This is a genomic window from Acidimicrobiia bacterium (assembly GCA_012959995.1).
GTDB lineage: Bacteria > Actinomycetota > Acidimicrobiia > Acidimicrobiales > MedAcidi-G1 > MedAcidi-G2B.
The window spans coordinates 15,608-33,812 of record DUCC01000011.1 but is presented as its reverse complement, the minus strand read 5'-3'; the positions used below and the strand labels follow the sequence as shown (position 1 = coordinate 33,812).

The window sequence follows — 18,205 nt, the reverse complement described above, 5'->3', positions numbered from 1 at the left end:
CTAAAAAGCCGGCCGGGCTTACTATTGGCCACCGTTAAGAACGGGTTTGTCCGGTTCCTTGAATTACGTACTTTTCGGTGGTTAGTTGGGGAAGCCCCATGGGCCCACGGGCGTGAAGCTTTTGGGTGCTGATACCGATTTCTGCGCCGAAGCCGAACTCTTCGCCGTCCACGAATCGTGTTGATGCGTTCACTACCACGGCCGCCGCATCTACTTCTTGAGTAAATCGGTCGGCGGCTGCTTGGTCGGCAGTGACGATGGCTTCGCTGTGGCCCGTCCCATAAGTGTTTATATGCGTAATAGCTGCCGATAGGTCGTCGACTATTTTTATAGAAATTTTGAGATCTAAAAATTCCTTGGCAAAGTCCTCTTCAGTGGCCGGGCCGACGCTGGGCAAAATCTTTCGCGCAGCGGCATCGCCGACCAGCGTTACCCCAACCAGCGCTTGCGCAACTTGAGGCAGAAACTGCTCGGCAACTTTTTGGTGCACCACCAGGCTTTCGGCGGCGTTACACACTGATGGTCGCTGCATTTTGGCATTCACAAGAATTTTCGCCGCCATAGTCAGGTCGGCGTCTTGGTCAACGTAGATATGGCAGTTGCCGTCGCCGTCAATAACGTAGGGAACGGTGGCATGGTCCAAAATAGATTGAATAAGCGAAGGCCCGCCCCGGGGTATGAGGCAGTCGATGGTTCCCCGTTGCTGCATAAAAGTAACTGCTGCTTGGCGGCTTGTTTCTTCGACCAATACCATGGCGTCGGGGGTGATTCCGGCGTGCTGCAGGGAGCGGCGAATAACTTTAGCCAATGCCATGTTGGAGGCAAAAGCTCCGGACGAACCGCGCAAAAATGCTGCGTTACCGGCTTTGAAACATAAACCAAAGGCATCGCTGGTCACGTTGGGGCGGTTCTCGTAGATAACTCCAACTACGCCGAGCGGAACCCTTATTTTGGTGAAAGATAAGCCATTGGGGCGTGTCCATTGGGCGGTAATTTCCCCCACCGGGTCAGCCAAGTCAGCTACTTGCTCAAGCCCTTGAGCCATGGCAGCAATTTTTTCAGGGGTTAAACGCAAACGGTCAATCACCGTTGCCGTGACTCCTTCGGCCTCTACCCGAGCGATGTCTTCTGCGTTGGCTAATAAAATTTCTTCGGTGGCTGTGAGTAATTCTTGAGCAACTAAGCGGAGTGCTTGGTTTTTTTTGTCGGTGGTGAGTGCCGCTACGTGGGGGGCGGCAGCTTTTACCTTTTGTGCCAAGTCAGCTACCGGGGTTGCAACGGTGGTCATTGGTTCAGACTATCGCTGCGCATCGGCAACTACCGGTGCCCGCCAAGTACTAACCTGCCACCTGTGCCTTCCTCTGCGACTCCTTCACCTCAATCAACTTCGGGTGTCCCTCGTGGGGCCTCCGCTGTGGCGGCGGGCATTTTTTTATCTCGTTTAGCGGGTTTAGTGCGCGAATCTTTACTGCGTTCTGTTTTGGCTTTGGGCCCGGCGGCCGATGCCTTTGCGGCGGCTTTACGGATCCCCAATATTTTGCAAAACCTTTTAGGCGAGGGCTCTCTCTCTGCCTCTTTTATCCCTGTCTATAGCCGCTTACTAAGTGAGGATAAAGAAGAAGAGGCAGCCCGGGTGGCCGGTGCGGTGGCTGGTTTATTGGCTGCACTCGCTGGGGTTTTTGCCGTGATAGCCATTTTTGCTGCTCGGCCTTTGACTGCTTTGTTGACCCCGGGGTTTTCTGGTCAACGTTTTGAGTTAACCGTTGACCTCATGCGCATTACCACTGCTGGGGCGGGGATCTTGGTGGTTTCGGCGTGGTGCCTTGGGGTGTTGAACAGCCATCGTCAGTTCTTTTTGTCTTATGTCGCTCCGGTACTTTGGAACGTTGCACAAATTGCCGTGTTGGTGGCCGCTTTATTCGGCGGATGGGACCCCGTTGATGCAGCCACTGGGGTTGCTTGGGGATTGGTGGTAGGCGGCCTCTTACAATTTGGGGTGCAGGCAATAGCGGTGCGCAAGTTGTTGCCGGGGTTGCGCCCCACCTTGCAGCATCGCTTACCTGGGGTGGCCGAAGTTCGTCGGCGTTTTTTGCCGGCGGTCGCTGGTCGCGGGGTGGTGCAATTATCTGCTTACCTTGATCTTGTTTTGGCGTCTTTTTTGGCTACCGGGGCGTTGGCTGCTTTGATGTCTGCTCAAGTGCTTTACCTGTTGCCGATAAGCCTGTTCGCCATGAGCGTGGCGGCCGCTGAGTTGCCAGAAATGTCGCGGACCGAAGATCAATCTGTTCTTATTTCTCGAGTAGATACATCGTTACGCCGCACCTCATTTTTTGTTGTATTTAGTGCGGTGGCGTACCTCAGTGTGGGCGAGCAGATTGTTAACGCTTTGTTTGGTTGGGGAGCATTTTCGGCCGATGACGCTCGCTTGGTTTGGTTGGTTTTGGGGGCTTATTCTTTGGGCTTACCCGCTATTGCCATTTCACGCCAGTTACAAAACACTTGTTATGCCTTGGGGAATACCGCGGGCCCGGCGCGCATTGCTGGCATTCGGGTAGGCGTTTCTGCGGTCATTGGTTTGGCTTTAATGTTCCCGCTCGACAACTACGCCATCATGGGAGGCGCTTTTGTAAGCAACCAGTCTGCTGGCCCGCATCTTGGGGCGGTGGGCCTGGCTTTGGGCTCTGCGGTGGCGTCTTTTGTTGAAGCGATTTTTTTGATTCGTTTGCTACGGAGGTCGTTGCCTGCTTTGCCGGCTGTTTCGCTCATCTTTATGCGGTTAGCGCCGGCCGCTGCTTTGGCTTTTCTGGTGGCCGCCGGGTTAAAGTTTTGGCTCCTTGATTTGCCTGCTTTGCTGGCTGCCCCGCTGATTGTGGGCTTCACTGGTTTGCTTTACACGGTGACGGCTCAACGCACTGGGGTAGCCGAAGCCCATTTAATTCTTGGCCCGGTGCGGCGCCGTATCTGGCGAAGCTAGTTAGGTAAAACTACTAAATCGTCGGCGTGTATTACTTCTGGTGAAACCCCGGCGTTCAAGTCGGTGCTTCGTGTCCCCTTGGTGTCCCGCAAGGTGGCCGCATTTTGGCGCACTAAACCTTTGGCGAAAACTATTTGATTTTCGTCGACTATTTCTACGGCTTGACCAATTTCGAAGTCGCCCTCGACCCCGGTTACTCCTGCCGGCAGCAAAGAGACTCGGCGTTCTTCTAAAACTTTGCGGGCCCCGGCATCTACGGTGATGCGGCCGGAAGACCCCACGGCAAAAGCGATCCACAGGCGCCGGGATCCGAGGCGGTTGGGGCGAGCGTGCACGGTGGTACCGATCCCGGTTTTTGCCGCTAAGGCGTCGACCAGCACTTGGGGGCGGTGGGCATGAGCGATGACCGTACGCACTCCAGACCAAGACGCTATTTTTGCCGCAGCCAGTTTTGAGGCCATACCGCCGCTTCCGTGCAGTGAGCCGCTGCCGCCGGCCAGTTGTTCAAGGTCGTGGTCTACTTCAACAATTTCTTCTATGAGCGAGGCTTGGGGGTTGAGTTTGGGGTCCGCGGAGAGCACTCCTTCAATGTCGGTGAGCAGTACCAATAAATCAGCGTCCACCAGGTGCGCTACTAGGGCCGCGATTCTGTCGTTGTCGCCCCAACGAATTTCATCATCGGCTACCGCATCGTTTTCGTTGACAATCGGTACGGCGCCCAGTTCTAACAGGCGGGTCAGGGTTGATCGTGCGTGCAGGTACTGGGCCCGTAGAAAGAAATCCAAGGGGGTTAAGAGAACTTGACCGGCCAACAAACCGTGGCGACTGAGTGCGCTTTGGTAGGTGCCGATTAGTTTCCCTTGGCCGACTGCTGAAACTGCTTGCAGTGTTTGGGCGTCTTTGGGGCGTGCCGCTCCGCCTAAACCAAGAGCGGGAAGCCCGGCGGCGATGGCGCCCGAGGTAACTACTACCACTTGATGGTCGGCGGCTTTGAGTGCTGCTACTTCGTCGCAGAGGGCGTTTACTCGGTGTTGATCAATCGTTCCGTCATCGGTGGTAATCGAGGACGTGCCAACTTTAACCACCACGGTTTTTTGTGCGGTGTTGACATTCTCAGCCTCGGTCATAGTGAAATTCTAAGCGCCCGATACGCACCTTTTCGCCGTCTTTTACGCCGGCACGAGCGAGCGCTCGATCAACCCCCATAGATTTTAGTTTGTCATGAATGTAGTGCAGGGCGTCTGCGTTGGTGAGGTCGTTGAGGTTCACGGTGCGGGCCACGTCTCGGTCAAACACTTCCCACATGCCATCTTCGGCCCGAGCCACCACCACATCTTCGGGGGCGGGGCGGTGCACGACTTTTGGTGGGCGCTGAGGAAGCGAACTGCGCGCTTGTTCAACCAAATCTGCCAAACGGTGCAGCAAGGTGTCGAGCCCTTCACCGGTAAAAGCCGAAAGCCGGTCACCAGAAAACTCAACTTCTCCGGCTACGTCTGACCGTGACCCCACCACGAGGCGGGGCCGAGTTAAAAGTTCTGGGCGATAGGCGCCAAGCTCTTGTTCAAGGATTCTGAGTTGTTCAGCCGGGGTGTGCAACGCTCCGGGGGCCAGGTCCAACATGATGAGGAGGACACGGGCTCGTTCGATGTGGCGTAAGAAGCGGTAGCCCAAACCTTTGCCGTCACTGGCTCCTTCGATAAGCCCAGGGATGTCGGCGATAACGAAATCGGCACGCCCGGGGGGACGAACCACGCCCAGGTTGGGTTCGAGGGTGGTGAAGGGGTAATCGGCGATACGGGGGCGGGCCGCTGAAACGCGGGCAATTAGCGTGCTTTTTCCTACGTTGGGAAAACCCACTAATGCCACATCGGCCAAGAGTTTTAGTTCTAGGGTTAGCCAGCGTTCTTCACCATCTTCCCCTTGTTCGGCAAACGTTGGGGCCCGACGGCGGTTGCTGAGAAACTTGGCGTTTCCTTTACCGCCTCGCCCGGCCCGTACCGCTTTCCAACGGTCTCCGCTGCTTACTAGGTCACAGAGCACTTCTCGGGTGTGCAGATCGTAAACCGTTGTACCTTCTGGCACTTTGATTATCAGGTCTTCAGAATTTTTACCGTGTCTTTTTTGCCCCGAACCGTGGGTGCCGCTTTTTGCTCGCCGATGCGGATGGTCGCGAAAAGCTAAAAGGGAAGCCACGTTGTGGTCGGCTTCGAGCCATATGGTTCCGCCGTCGCCGCCGTCGCCGCCATCGGGGCCGCCTAAAGGTACGTGTGCTTCTCGACGGAAAGAGACCGAGCCCGCTCCCCCGTCGCCCGCTTGGAGGTTGAGACCGCATTCATCGACAAACTGAGACATGCCGGTAATCCTACTCTTGGTCTGCTGCCGCTGGTCCCGTTATTTCAGGTTCTCTTGGTTTCAACGGTGAGCCTTGGCCAGTGCCAGTAACTGAAAAAGCCCTGACCGAAGCCAGGGCTTTTTCTCTCGTTCTTTTTTTTTTGCTGGCTAGTAAGCCTGCATGGCTAGTCAACCAGAATGTCGACCAGTTTGCGGCCGCCACGGCGACCAAATTTTACTACTCCGTCAGCGGTGGCAAACAAGGTGTCGTCCTTGCCGCGACCGACGTTGCTGCCGGGGTGAAACTTGGTGCCTCGTTGGCGCACGATGATTGATCCAGCGGTTACTTCACCACCGTCGTAAACCTTGACGCCCAAGCGTTGTGCGTTGGAGTCCCGGCCGTTGCGGGTTGAACCGCCACCTTTGGTCTTTGACATCTCTTAACCCCTTGTGATTGCGGTGATTTCGATTTCAGCCAAGTGCTGACGATGCCCCCAGCGGCGACGCTGGTTGCTTTTGTTCTTGTAGGTAAAGCCACGAATCTTAGGGCCGGAAGCATCGCCCACAATGCGGGCGGTGACTTTAGCGCTGGCCAAAGCATCTGGGGTGGCCAAAGTATCGTCGCCGTCCACCACCATGATTGGGGTGAGTTCAACGTCGGTACCTAAGTCCCCGAGGCGCTCTACCACAACTCGTTGGCCTTCTTCGACTCGATATTGCTTTCCGCCTGTGGCGATTACTGCATACATAGTGGCTCCAGACTATCCTTTTTATATCCCGTCGCCACCAAAGTGGTGGACGTAATTTTTTTGCTTTTTGCGGTCATCGGGCACCCTTTGTGCCGGAACCCAACAAGTTTTCGTCTAAAAGGTGGCCGCGGCCTTCGCAATCTTGGCAGGCCGTGGTGAAAGCTTCCAACAATCCTTCTCCGATGCGTTTGCGGGTCATCTCGACTAAACCCAGTTCAGAAATATCGAATACCTGGTTGCGGGTTTTATCTCGAGACAAGGCGTCACGCAGGGTGGTGGCTACTGCTTCTCGGTTGGAGCGAACTTCCATATCGACAAAGTCAATAACGATGATGCCACCGATGTCTCGTAAACGAAGTTGCTGCGCTACTTCTTCGGCTGCTTCGAGGTTGTTGCGGAAAACGGTTTCTTCCAGGCTTGATTTGCCCACGTTTTTTCCGGTGTTGACGTCGATCACCGTAAGTGCTTCGGTGTGTTCAATAATTAGTGAACCCCCAGAAGGCAACCAAACTTTACGATCTAAGGCTTTGCGCAGTTGTTCGTGTATGTGTTGGCGTTCGAATAATGGCAAGTTTTCGTTCTGGGGATCGTAGAACTGGATGCGATCAACCAAGGCCGGGTTCACCCCTTCGACGTAGGTACGTACTCGTTCGTACATTTCCTGATCATCAATAAGCACCGAGCGGAAGTCTTTGTTGAACTCTTCACGGATAAAACGGAAGGCCAATTCAGGTTCGCGGTACAACAGAGCCGGTGCGTTGGATTTTTTAGCCAAATTTTCGATGTCGTCCCATTGTTGCACCAGACGACTGACATCACGTTCGAGTTCTTCGTCGGTAATGTTTTCGGCTGCGGTGCGCACGATGATGCCGTGTTGTTCTGGTTTTACTCGATCCAAAATGCGGCGCAAACGTTTGCGTTCGGTTTCTGGCAGTCGTTTAGAAATGCCGTAGGTGCTGCTGTTGGGCACCAGAACTACAAAACGCCCGGGAAGCGAAACCTCTTGGGTGAGGCGCGCCCCTTTGTGGGCGATGGGGTTTTTAGAAACCTGACACACGATGACTTGTTTAGCGTTTAATACTTGTTCAATACGGGGGCGGCTTTTTCCACCCACATCTTTGGGATCAAACTGCAAGTCGCCTCGATAAAGCACAGCATTTTTTGGGGTGCCGATATCTACGAATGCTGCTTCCATGCCCGGAAGTACGTTTTGTACTTTGCCCAGATACACGTTGCCGTGTATTTCGGCTACGTCGTCGGAGGGGCGAGACAAGTAGTGCTCGATAAGCACCCGGCCTTCTAATACCGCTACTTGGGTGCTGGCCCCAGACACGCTGACACACATGGTGTAGCGACCGATGGGCTTACCTCGCCGTTCGCGACCGCGGCGGCGTTTAAGAGTTTCTGCATCAAGTTCTATCGGGCCGTCGTTGGTGACCGCTTCGACCGGGTTGTTGCCGTTTTGCGACGACCCTCCCCCGCTGCGGCCTTTATTGCGGCCCCCGCGACGGCGCCGACGTTTGCGGCTGCCCTCGTTTTTTGGTTGCCCATTTGCCTCAGTATTATTTTCTGGCGCAGGCCGGCTGTCACCGACTTGCGGCTGATCGGTTGGGGCGGGACGGCTATCGCCGACCTTTGGCTTATCTACGGAGTCAGATGACCCCTGGTTGGTGTGGCCCGTCTGAGCAGGCGCGTCCGTTGGTTCGGACATTGGTTGATTCCCTTCTCGTCACGTCCGCCAAGGTGGCGAACGGGGCAGGGCCGGCGTTTACCGACAGCGGTTCGACGCGTTCGTCGCCCTGCAACATCCATTGATTCATTCTGCACACGTACCGTGCCTTTAGCGGCGGATCGGAGACCGCCAGAAACTCTGTCGGTCGAAGTGCTCGAGGTTGGGTACCGAGTTCAGCTAAAAGCCTTACTCCGTGATCCGTAGCCTCGACGACTTGTATAAAGAGTATCTGCTGGCGGAGGTCTTCCACGACTACTTTGCCTTTACGTTCTCTTTCCACCACGATTTCTTCAGCCCCTAGTACCGAGTCGACCCAGTCTTGAGCGCCCGAAATATCAAGATCGTCAATGTCAAAGCGCCAAGTACAGGAGCGAACGGCTTGCTGTAGCGATTCGTCTTTACGGCTGGCGACCGCTATTGCTTGTACTTCAAGGCCAACAGGCAGTGTAGCATTTAGTTGTTCTTTAATTTTTTCTGTGCCTTCTGGGGTGAGTTCGTCGTCGGCTGCTAACTCGATTTCGAGGTATTCGGCAAATGACTCGTAACCGTTAGATAGGGCAAGGCCGAAAGAAAGTTTAGGCCGCGGCGAAAATCCTTCGCTGTAGCTCACTTCGATTTTGGCTTTTCGGAGGGTGCGTTCCCAAATGCGGGCCACGTCACGATGGCTGGTGAAACGTATTTTTCCTAATTTTGAAAAACGTACCCGTACCCGAGTCATGATTTCAGGCCGGAGAGTTGCACCGGTACTGCTCCCCCGTTGCTGGGTTGGCCGGTGCCTTGACTGCCTCCGGCCGGAGGCACGGCGGAGGCCACTACGTGTTCGATGCCGTATCCGGTGCAAGCGCCGCAGTCATAGCAGGGGGTCCAGCGGCAATCTTCGAGGCCTACTTCGTTGAGGGCGTCTCGCCATTCTTGCCACAAGAAGTCTTTGTGAAGTCCGGCCGAAAGGTGATCCCAGGGCATTATTTCGTCTTCGGTGCGGTGCCGGTAAACGTACCCTTCAAAAGATAACCCGTGTCGTTCTAAGGCTTCGGTCCATAAAGAAATATCGAAGTGTTCGCTCCACTCTTGAAACACTCCCCCGGCTCGCCATACGTCTTCGATGACTGGCCCTAAGCGTCGGTCGCCGCGACTCATGAGCCCTTCCACCACGGTGGCTCGCGAGTCATGCCATTTCATTTGAACGTTGCGTGACTTTTTGGCGTCATCGCGTAACAAATATATTTTGCGGCGAAGTTCCTCTTCGGTGTTTTGCCCGAACCATTGAAATGGAGTAAAGGGTTTCGGCACGAAACCGCCAATAGAAACCGTTACCGAGGGGCTCCGTTGATGAGTCTTGCCCATCTCCACACATTTTCTCGCCATGTCCATGATGGCCAACGTGTCTTCGTCGGTTTCAGTTGGTAGCCCGGTTAAGAAATATAATTTCATGCGCCGCCAGCCTTGCGAGTAGGCAGATTCCACCGCATGGTAAAGGTCGTCTTCGCTGATCAACTTGTTTATAACCTGACGCATGCGCCAAGAGCCCGCTTCGGGGGCGAAGGTCAAACCGGTACGGCGAGCCCGTTGCAATTCTGCAGCGATACCTACCGTAAAGGCGTCGACTCGGAGGCTGGGCAGCGATACCGAGACTTGCCCACAGTCTGCGTCGTTCACGGTGGCCGCTACCACTTCTTCGATGCCGCTGAAGTCTGCGGTGCTGAGCGAGGTCAACGCCACTTCGTCGTACCCAGTGCGTTGCAAACCGTTGGTGATCATGGTTCGTACTTGGTCGGCCGGACGTTCGCGTACCGGCCGGGTGATCATGCCAGCTTGGCAGAAGCGGCATCCTCGGGTGCAGCCGCGAAACACTTCAACGTTTAAACGATCGTGGACTACTTCGGTGAGCGGAACCAGTTGATTTTTGGGGTATGGCCAATCAGCGAGGTCGGCCACCGTGCGTTTTTCGACTACTTCGGGGGCCTCGGGCCAGCGAGATTCAACGCCCGAAATGGCTTGCCCGTCGTAAGAAACTGTGTAAGCCGCCGGCACGTACACCCCTTCTATGCCGGCCAGAGCGCGTAGCGCTCCTTCTCGCGAGGTGCGGCCGGAAGCTTTCCAGCCGGTCACCACTTCGGTAATTTCGGAAACTACTTCTTCGCCGTCTCCAAGCACTGCGGCATCTATGAAATCCGCAATGGGTTCTGGGTTGTAGGTGCAGTGCCCGCCCACTATCACTAGAGGGTCTTCGGGTCGCCGGTCTGCGGAGCGAATAGGCACCCCGGCCAGATCTAAGCATTCTAAAAGATTGGTGTACACCAACTCGGCCGAAAGGTTGAAAGCCAACACATCGAAATCGGCAGCTGGGCGGTGGGTATCTACCGAAAAGAGCGGCAGTCGATTGTTGCGGAGAACCCCGGCCATATCGGTCCAAGGGGCATAGGAACGTTCCGCCACTGCGTCGGGGCGTTCGTTCAGGATTTCGTAAAGTATTTGTAACCCTTGATTAGGTAGGCCAACTTCGTAGGTGTCGGGGTAGATCAGCAACCACGCTGCTTTGTCGGGACGGTGTTTGGGGGTTACGGCACCGTCTTCGCAACCGATGTAGCGGGCCGGCTTTTGCACCTGGTCCAAAAGAACCTCAAGTTGTGGCCATAGGGAGGGCATAAGGTACTCATACTACCGCAGGAGCGCCCGTGGGGGTGCCAGTTATTGGCCGTTCTGGTTTAGAAAGTGCTGGAATAACGGTAGTCGTGGCGACGCATGTGCACACTTTGTACGAGCCCGAGAGCCAAAAAGGTGCTGAGTACCGATGACCCGCCGTAACTCACCAGTGGTAAGGGAATCCCAGTAATGGGCATAATGCCGATAGCCATGCCCACGCTTTGAAAAATTTGAAACAGGATCATTGAGAACACCCCGGCCGAAAGTAATAATCCGAAGCGGTCGTCGGCGATTTGCCCAATACGCCAGATGCGCACCAGGAGCAAAGCCATAAGGCCCAACACGGCCACGCTGCCCACGAAGCCGGTTTCTTCGCCGATCACCGTAAAAATAAAGTCGGTTTGTTGTTCCGGTACCAGGTTGGAGTTGTTTTGCGTCCCTTGAAATAGGCCTTTTCCGGTGAGGCCTCCGTTGCCGATGGCGATTTGTGCTTGTTCTAAGTTGTAACGGGCGCCTGAGTTTGATTCGCCGTCTATGAAAACCAGTAGACGGTCCACTTGGTAACTCGCTAAACGATCTGATTGCAACACCACTACGGTTCCGGTCACGGCCAGAAGCGCCAAAATAAATAGGTGGCGACCTTTTACCCCCGCCACCATGGTCATCCCGGCCGTTATAGCTCCATAAACCAGCACCGTTCCTAGGTCGGGTTGTTTCAAAATAATGAGGGTTGGTAGAGCCACCATGGCAAGCCCGGCTACTAGTCGCTGGGTATTGACGGTTTCTACCGAGCCAAACCAAGCGGCCAACACCACGATGATTATCGGTTTGCCGAATTCGGAGGGCTGTAGTTGGTAGCCCGCAAATTGAAACCAAGCGCGGGCCCCTTTGACCTCTACGCCCGCTACCAAAACTGCCATTAAAAGAACCAGCATCCCACCGTAGAGAGCTACTGCCATGCGTTGGGCAAACCGGTGGCCTATCAGTGCCGTAACAAACATGGCAAGCAACCCGATGAGCACAAAAGTGAGGTGTCGTTCGAGGTAGCGGGTTTGGGCGGGTAGAAGTTCGGTAGCCGGTCCTCGAGTGGCGGAGTAAACCATGGCTACTCCTACGGCAGAGATAAGAGCGGCAAAGATCGGCAGCAAGTAGTCAACGTGTCGCAATAAGGTTGGTCGACTTTCTTGCGGCAATCGGGGGTTGGTCATGAGGATCCTCCGGCCAGGAAGCCGTAGTCCGCCAGCAGCACTCGGCATTCAATGAGCATGCCGCGTACTCGTACTTTCCCATCGGCCTCAATCACTGGACCCGTTTCGGTGTCAGCGGCAGAGCGTGACCCTTCAAGCTGTGAGAGACGATCGCCGGTCATCCATTCTTGCCAGCTCAAACACAGCGGAAGCGCCGCCGCTTGGGCATAGCTTTCGGCGGCCGATGGCGCTTCGGCTACGGCATCGGTGAGCAGTTGATTGAGGATCCGTGAAACTAAGGGGGCGGCCACACGGCTACCAAAGCCTGCTTCTTCCAAAATGGCCACGATGGAAAACGACGGGTTTTCGGCTGGCCCGAAGGCGGCAAAGAGTGAGGTGTCGGCTTTGCCTCGCACTTCGGCGGTCCCGGTTTTTGCCGCTACCGGAAACTCTTCTAAGGGAAAATAGGTTCCCCCGGTAGAGCGACCGTTAAAGGCGTCGTACGCAGTGCCGTCTTCGTCGCTGGTTACCCCGGTTAGCCCGGCGAGGGCTCGCACACGAAACTCCGGGTCTATCTCGACGCTGGCCATGGCTCGTGGGCCAAAGGTTCGTATGGAGTCGCCTTCTTGGGTAGCGACCTCTGCCGCAATGTTGGGCGACCAGAGGGTGCCGTTATTGGCAAAAGTGGCGTAAGCGTTGGCCAACTGCAGGGGGGTCACCAAAACGCCACCTTGACCGATGGCGGTGTTTACGTTGTCTCCGGGGTACCAGCGGGCACTAGGGAAAGCTACCGGATTGGCGTCGTGGCGATCTTGGCGTTTGTCTGGAGTGGGCAAAAACCCGTCTTGTTCAAAGGGCAAGGCGATTCCGGTTTCGAAGCCCATGCCGTATTCTTCTGCCGTGTCTTGTATAGCTGTTTCGTTGTGTTGAGCGTTGATGTAAATAGATTCGCCAATGATGTAAAAGTACACATCGCTCGACACGGTAAAGGCGCGCACTAAATCTACTTGTGGGTAGGGGACGGACCCGGCGTTGCGAAACATGCAGCCTCCGGCCGAGGCCGAATCGTTGGTGTCCCCGACGCAACTTTTCAGGCGGTAGTAGCCGGGGTCATCCCATGGTTCGTCTGCGGGCTTCACCATGCCCACGCCAAAGACTTCTTCGTGCCATGCGGCGTGGGCGGTGAAGAGTTTAAAGGTAGACCCGGGGGCGTATTCGCCTTGAATGGCCCGGTTAAACATGGGCAGGTCGTTAAGAGGGTCGTTGAGGGCCGCCCACTGGTCCCGGCTAAACCCCCCGATGGATTCGTTGGGGTCAAAGGTGGGGTAAGAGGCCATAGCCACCACATCGCCGTTGGTGGGGTCGAGGATTACCACCGCTCCCCCTGGTACTTCAAACTCTGGGGGGTCTTCTTCGGCGTCTTCTTCTTTGATTGGAGCCACTAAGCGTTGCGCAAAAATTGTTCGCTCCAACTCACTTTCTACCAAGTACTGCACATCTATATCTAGGGTGAGGCGCACATCGTCACCAGGAATGGGAGCGATGAAGAGTTCTTCTCGTTCTCGAACTATCTGCCCGAGACGGTCTACTTCTACGATGCGCCGGCCTGCTACCCCCCGTAAGTCGTTTTCGAACATCAGTTCAATACCGGCTTTACCTATTTCATCGCGAAGACTGTAGGCCTTGTTTTCTGGAGGTCTTCGGCTGGAATGCTCGCCGTCGTTTATGGGCCCTACCCACCCCAAAATATGACTGGCCAGATCACCATAAAGGTAGGCCCGGACCGTACTATCGACCACCTTTACTCCGGGGAATGTTTCGGGTCGTTCACCAAAATAAATCAAGAGTTCTTCGTCGACATCTATCGCTATGGGCACGTCGTCGTAACTGCCGAACGAGGGGTCACTTAGTGAGCGTTCGATATCGATGACCTTAAGCAAGAGTCCTGAGCTGTTTACCTCTTGCGCTATTTCTGTCAACATGGTTTGACGTTGTTCACTGGTCAGATCGGCGTCGGCCAGTGAGCGACGATTAATGGTCACCATGGTGGTAAGGCGGTTTCCAACCAAGGTGCGCCCTTCTACATCAACGATGCGACCGCGGAGGGCGGGCACTCGTATTTCTCGTAAAATATTTGTTTGGGCCACCGCCGCTGCTTCTTCTCCGGTCAAGACCTGCAAAAACCAAAGTCGAGCGGTGAGCGCCGCAAAGAGCGAAAAGGCCACGACGGCCAGCATGCGCATACGGTAGCGACTGTTGGTATCCATCAGATGTTCTGGGGGTTGCGGAGTTCAATTTCCCCGGCGACAACTCCGTCGACCGACCAGCGAATGGCTTCGTTAACTGGTTTGGCTATTAGGGCAGTCAGAAAGCCAGCCACTAGGGCCCGTTCGCCCAGCGTCTCAAGCGGTATCGCTATTTGGCCAAAGAGAAGCCCCGCTATGGATACTAGGACACTTCCTGAGGCCACTACCAGCGCCAGTCCTAACCCGTTTAGGGCCGAGCTTGCCCCGACCGTGCGGTCTTCGAGGCTGCTAACTCCAATAGCGAGCGGGGCGTAGATCAGGGCGTGTATACCAAAAGGGGCTCCGGTAAGGGCATCTTGAATAAGGCTGGCCGCCAAGCCCACCCAGGCACCTCGTTCGGGGCCCCCATGAAAAGCCACTAAGACGGTGACCAGCAACAAGAGTTCTACCGATACCCCCAGAAAGCGAAACTCAGCCAGCACGGTGGCTTGCAGCAACCCGGCGGTTAACAAAATTAGGGTGAAGCGCAGACGGGTAGTCATTAGTTATCTTCGCCAGTGTTGATGACCACATTAAGAAAACTTAGATTCTCTAAACTGGCCGCTAACTCGACTCGGATTGAACGCTCATATTCGGCGTAGTTATCAGGGACGGTAACTCGCCCAACAGGAATGTCAGCGGGAAAACGGCTTCTTCCGCCGGCCGTTACTACTACCTCGTTGAGGGCGATCACTGCGTCAAGGCGCACTCCGGCTTCTATGCGAAGTTCATGACCACCGGTGCCACTGGCCAGTCCTTCATCTTGTGATTCAACCAAGCGTACGCCGACGGAAAAATCCGGGTGCGTGGCCAAAATTACTACAGAACGTTCTCGGTCTACTTGGGTGAGGCGCCCCACCAAACCGGCTCCGGTTACCACTGCTTGGCCTTCTTGGAGGCCATCGTCACTGCCCTTGTCTATTTCTATGAGGTGGGTGCCGAAGTTGCCGGGTGGCGTGCCCAAGATACGAGCGATAACGGTGTCGAGGTCGGTGTAAGCAATGTCGATTTCACCCAGTAAGCGTTCGAGAAGTTCTCGGTCTCCTTCGTCGCTCAGCACAAGCCCTCTGACTCTTGCAAGTTCGTTGGCTAAGCGCTCATTTTCTGCTTCTAACGAGCCGTAATTAAAAATACCCGACCAAGCATTTTGTAGCGGGTCGGTGCCTCGGTCTACCAGTGTGCGCACTGGGCTAATGATGTCGCGCACCCCTTGCTGGAAAGCATCAAGAGGTTGAGCGCCGCGTATCTGCAGAGTGAGCAGGGTCAGTGCTGCGGCCAGGATTATGAGCAGCGTGTGGCGCGGCCGTTCGGCAGGCCGGGGGGCCGCCATGGGTTATTCCATTCCGTCGCCGAAGACGGTGTCGCCATAAGCATCGAGGTGATCCAAGGCCATTCCAGCGCCGATTGCTACGGAGAGCAGTGGGTCGGGGGCGAGCCATATCGGCATGCCAGTTTCGGAGCGGAGGCGTTCGGGCAGTCCCACCAGTAGCGAACCGCCGCCGGCCAGGGTTATACCGCGTTCCATAATGTCGGCAGAAAGTTCCGGCGGGGTCTGGTCGAGGGTGGCCTTTACCGTGTCGATGATGGCCGCTACGGGTTCTTCAATTGCTTCGCGAATCTCGTTGGTGCTGATGACCACGGTGCGGGGCAGGCCGGTTACGAGGTCGCGACCGCGAAATTCTGCTCGTTGTTCTTCAAGCAATGGCACCGCCGACCCGAGTCCTATTTTGAGTTCTTCTACGGTGCGTGCTCCGGCGTCCACTCCGTATTCTTTTTTTAGATACTGGCGAATGGCTTCGTCGAGTTCGTCGCCCCCGATGCGGGAAGTTTGTGTTGCCACTACCCCACCGAGCGAGATGACTGCGGCTTCGGTGGTACCTCCGCCGATGTCAACAATCATTGATCCGGTGGGTTTGGCCACGGGTAACCCAGCGCCGATGGCCGCGGCCATGGGTTCTTCAATGATGTAGGCCGGGGGTCGGGCGCCGGCATATTCGGCAGCTTCTTGTACGGCTCGACGTTCTACCCCGGTAACGCCGGAAGGTACACAGATAACCATGCGGGGTTTTGACCATTTGCTTTGATGTACCGTTTGGATGAAGTAACGAAGCATTTTTTCGCAGACTTCGAAGTCGGCGATTACCCCGCCTTTTAAAGGCCTGGTGGCTTGAATGTGGCTGGGGGTACGGCCAATCATGCGTTTGGCTTCGGCGCCCACGGCTAGTGGGGTGCCGTCCATAATGTTGATAGCTGCCACGGAGGGTTCGTCGAGTACTACCCCTTCGCCGCGTATGTAAATAACGGTGTTCGCTGTGCCAAGATCAACGGCAATATCGCGGCTCCCTAGCCGAGCCCCTCTACTTTTTGGTTGATGTCGTGAGGCCATGCGCCGCAGTCCGTTTCGTCAAATATTTTTGGAGCGACGGTACGGCTTTTTCCCGCACAGCTTTTGCTCTATCTGACTGGCAACTGTAACCGGCTTTTTAACGCTTTGCCACTCTCGGCGCACGGTTGACCACAATAAGGGAGGAGATGGTGATGCACCCACCAATTCTCTACAAGTTGGGGAAGAAAATGCCTATTTCTCGTTCAGCGGAAGCCTTTGAGTCTGACCCATGCACCAAGTTTTCGGTCATTAACAAACCAAAGTCTCCTCGGATGGTCCCAGGGGCTGCTTGACAAGGGTTGGTGGTACCCATCATGGAGCGCACCACGGCGTAAGTATCTTCCGGACCCTCGAGCACCAAAACCATGGCTGGTGACCGCGACATGAAGGTCACCAAGTCATCAAAGAAGGGTTTTCCTGCATGTTCTTCGTAGTGGCGACCCAACGTGTCGTGGTCCAAAGTACGCAATTCTGCCGCTACTACCGTCAAGCCTTTACGCTCAAAACGGCTAATAATTTCCCCGACCAAACCGCGTTCTACGGCGTCGGGTTTACAAATGACAAAGGTTTTTTCCATGCCGGTCAGGCTACGACCAATCGCCCGCTTCCCGACAACGATTCAACCAATTATTCCTCTTCGGCCAGCACCTGTCGAGCCGACGACAGCACATAAAAAGAGCCGGTCACCAATACCAAATCATCTTCGTCACTTAGCACTAAGGCCCGGCGAACGGCCTCATGGCTGTCGGCCACCACTTCAACGTCCATGCCTTGAGCCGAAACCAAACGAGCCAACGCCTCGGCGTCTATCGCTCTTTCTGACGGAGCAGTGCAACAAATCACCAACTCGGGTTGCAGAGCGGTCAGTTCGGCCACTATCTCAGCAGGTTCCCGCGGGCCTAAAACCCCGAGCACTACGGTGCGGCGCACTCCCCCAAACACTTCAGGAACCGAAGCCACCAAGGCCCGCATGGCCGGTGGGTTGTGGGCCCCGTCAAGGATCACCAGCGGAAGAGCCGCTGCAACTTCAAGTCGCCCCGGCAAAGCCACGGCAGCCAAGCCTTCCCTCACTACTTCGCCATCCATGGCGGACCCTAAAAAAGATTCAGCAGCAGCCAAGGCCAGAGCAGCATTTTCTGCTTGATGATCGCCAAAAAGCCCTAAGAAAACTTCGTCGTGGGTCCTTTCTTTGGTCCAGAGGTCCACTGCTTGGCCCCCTACCGCTGGACTGGTTGCGGTGACCCCAAAAGATTCGCCTTGCATAAGTAATGGTTCGGGATTTTCGGCCACGAACAAATCAAGCACATCTACCGAGGTTTCACCCAACACCAGCGGTCGTAGTGCTTCAATAATCCCTGCTTTTTCTTCTGCGATGGCTCGCCGCCACCCCTCTTGGCCATCGGTGTGGTCTCGTCCGATGTTGGTAATCACCGCTACCTCGCCGTTAAGAACATTCGTGGCGTCGAAACGACCCAGCAAGCCAACTTCCACAATGGCCACATCTACCGCTTCGTTGGCGAACCACAAAAAAGCTGCGGCGGTAAGCAGTTCAAAATACGAAGGTGGCATGGGAGCACTTTGGGCAAAAAGTTCCACCTGACCTACCAGTTCACCGAAGTCTTCTTCGGAGATCATTTCACCATCGATGCGTAGGCGTTCTCGAATAGTGTCCACGTGGGGACTGACGTACACCCCGACCCGCAGACCTGCTGCTTGCAAAAGCGACGCCGTGAGAGCCGAAACTGATCCTTTGCCATTGGTGCCGGTTACCTGGATACTCCGAAAGTCTTGCTGCGGATCGCCCATGCATTGCATCAAGCCTTCCATGGCTTCAAGACTTAACCCGTGGATGCGGCCGGCAGTGGCCTCAAGATTTATGTGGCGATCCAAAAACCGCAGTGCGGCGGTGTAGTCCACG

The 18,205-nt window shown here is 55.5% G+C and carries 16 protein-coding genes; 1 reads left to right on the top strand and 15 read right to left on the bottom strand.

What is annotated here, in order from left to right:
* Positions 1–34: 34 nt before the first annotated feature.
* Entirely contained in the window at positions 35–1,288 is a 1,254-nt protein-coding gene (locus tag EYQ49_02860) for a glutamate-5-semialdehyde dehydrogenase (GenBank protein HIG24821.1), read from the bottom strand.
* Between EYQ49_02860 and murJ the strand changes: the two genes are divergently transcribed.
* Positions 1,193–2,974: a murein biosynthesis integral membrane protein MurJ gene (murJ, locus tag EYQ49_02855; protein ID HIG24820.1), complete on the top strand. Its 1,782-nt coding sequence runs from the start codon at positions 1,193–1,195 to the stop codon at positions 2,972–2,974. The two genes, EYQ49_02860 and murJ, sit on opposite strands and share 96 nt — an antisense overlap.
* On the opposite strand, the gene proB is transcribed toward murJ, so the two are convergent.
* The 14 genes from proB to EYQ49_02785 all read right to left on the bottom strand — a co-directional run bounded on the left by proB (position 2,971) and on the right by EYQ49_02785 (position 18,204).
* Positions 2,971–4,101, bottom strand: coding sequence for a glutamate 5-kinase (proB, locus tag EYQ49_02850; GenBank protein ID HIG24819.1), 1,131 nt, complete (start codon positions 4,099–4,101; stop codon positions 2,971–2,973). The two genes, murJ and proB, sit on opposite strands and share 4 nt — an antisense overlap.
* Complete coding sequence (gene obgE / locus EYQ49_02845; protein HIG24818.1) at positions 4,088–5,326, bottom strand: GTPase ObgE; 1,239 nt, start codon at positions 5,324–5,326, stop codon at positions 4,088–4,090. Before obgE ends, proB begins: the two co-directional genes overlap by 14 nt.
* A 164-nt stretch (positions 5,327–5,490) precedes the next feature.
* A complete protein-coding gene (locus EYQ49_02840) occupies positions 5,491–5,742 on the bottom strand; it encodes a 50S ribosomal protein L27 (GenBank protein ID HIG24817.1) in 252 nt (83 codons plus the stop codon).
* A gap of 3 nt (positions 5,743–5,745) precedes the next feature.
* Positions 5,746–6,054, bottom strand: a complete 309-nt coding sequence (rplU, locus tag EYQ49_02835) for a 50S ribosomal protein L21 (protein ID HIG24816.1) — start codon at positions 6,052–6,054, stop codon at positions 5,746–5,748.
* Positions 6,055–6,127: 73 nt separating this feature from the next.
* Positions 6,128–7,765: an Rne/Rng family ribonuclease gene (locus tag EYQ49_02830; GenBank protein HIG24815.1), complete on the bottom strand. Its 1,638-nt coding sequence runs from the start codon at positions 7,763–7,765 to the stop codon at positions 6,128–6,130.
* Positions 7,707–8,504 carry a DUF2344 domain-containing protein gene (locus EYQ49_02825; GenBank protein HIG24814.1) on the bottom strand — a complete coding sequence of 266 codons (798 nt, stop codon included), beginning with the start codon at positions 8,502–8,504 and terminating at the stop codon, positions 7,707–7,709. The genes EYQ49_02830 and EYQ49_02825 overlap by 59 nt, the downstream gene beginning before the upstream one ends.
* Positions 8,501–10,432, bottom strand: coding sequence for a TIGR03960 family B12-binding radical SAM protein (locus EYQ49_02820; protein ID HIG24813.1), 1,932 nt, complete (start codon positions 10,430–10,432; stop codon positions 8,501–8,503). Before EYQ49_02820 ends, EYQ49_02825 begins: the two co-directional genes overlap by 4 nt.
* A gap of 59 nt (positions 10,433–10,491) precedes the next feature.
* Complete coding sequence (gene rodA, locus EYQ49_02815; protein ID HIG24812.1) at positions 10,492–11,685, bottom strand: rod shape-determining protein RodA; 1,194 nt, start codon at positions 11,683–11,685, stop codon at positions 10,492–10,494.
* Entirely contained in the window at positions 11,634–13,883 is a 2,250-nt protein-coding gene (locus EYQ49_02810; GenBank protein HIG24811.1) for a hypothetical protein, read from the bottom strand. Before EYQ49_02810 ends, rodA begins: the two co-directional genes overlap by 52 nt.
* Entirely contained in the window at positions 13,883–14,404 is a 522-nt protein-coding gene (gene mreD / locus EYQ49_02805; protein ID HIG24810.1) for a rod shape-determining protein MreD, read from the bottom strand. The genes EYQ49_02810 and mreD overlap by 1 nt, the downstream gene beginning before the upstream one ends.
* Positions 14,404–15,231: a rod shape-determining protein MreC gene (locus EYQ49_02800; GenBank protein ID HIG24809.1), complete on the bottom strand. Its 828-nt coding sequence runs from the start codon at positions 15,229–15,231 to the stop codon at positions 14,404–14,406. The genes mreD and EYQ49_02800 overlap by 1 nt, the downstream gene beginning before the upstream one ends.
* A gap of 3 nt (positions 15,232–15,234) precedes the next feature.
* Positions 15,235–16,287 carry a rod shape-determining protein gene (locus EYQ49_02795; protein ID HIG24808.1) on the bottom strand — a complete coding sequence of 351 codons (1,053 nt, stop codon included), beginning with the start codon at positions 16,285–16,287 and terminating at the stop codon, positions 15,235–15,237.
* 169 nt (positions 16,288–16,456) lie between these two features.
* Positions 16,457–16,864 (bottom strand): nucleoside-diphosphate kinase, encoded by a 408-nt coding sequence (locus EYQ49_02790; protein HIG24807.1) that lies wholly within the window; start codon positions 16,862–16,864, stop codon positions 16,457–16,459.
* Between the two features lie 50 nt (positions 16,865–16,914).
* Entirely contained in the window at positions 16,915–18,204 is a 1,290-nt protein-coding gene (locus EYQ49_02785; GenBank protein ID HIG24806.1) for a bifunctional folylpolyglutamate synthase/dihydrofolate synthase, read from the bottom strand.
* Position 18,205 lies beyond the last annotated feature (1 nt).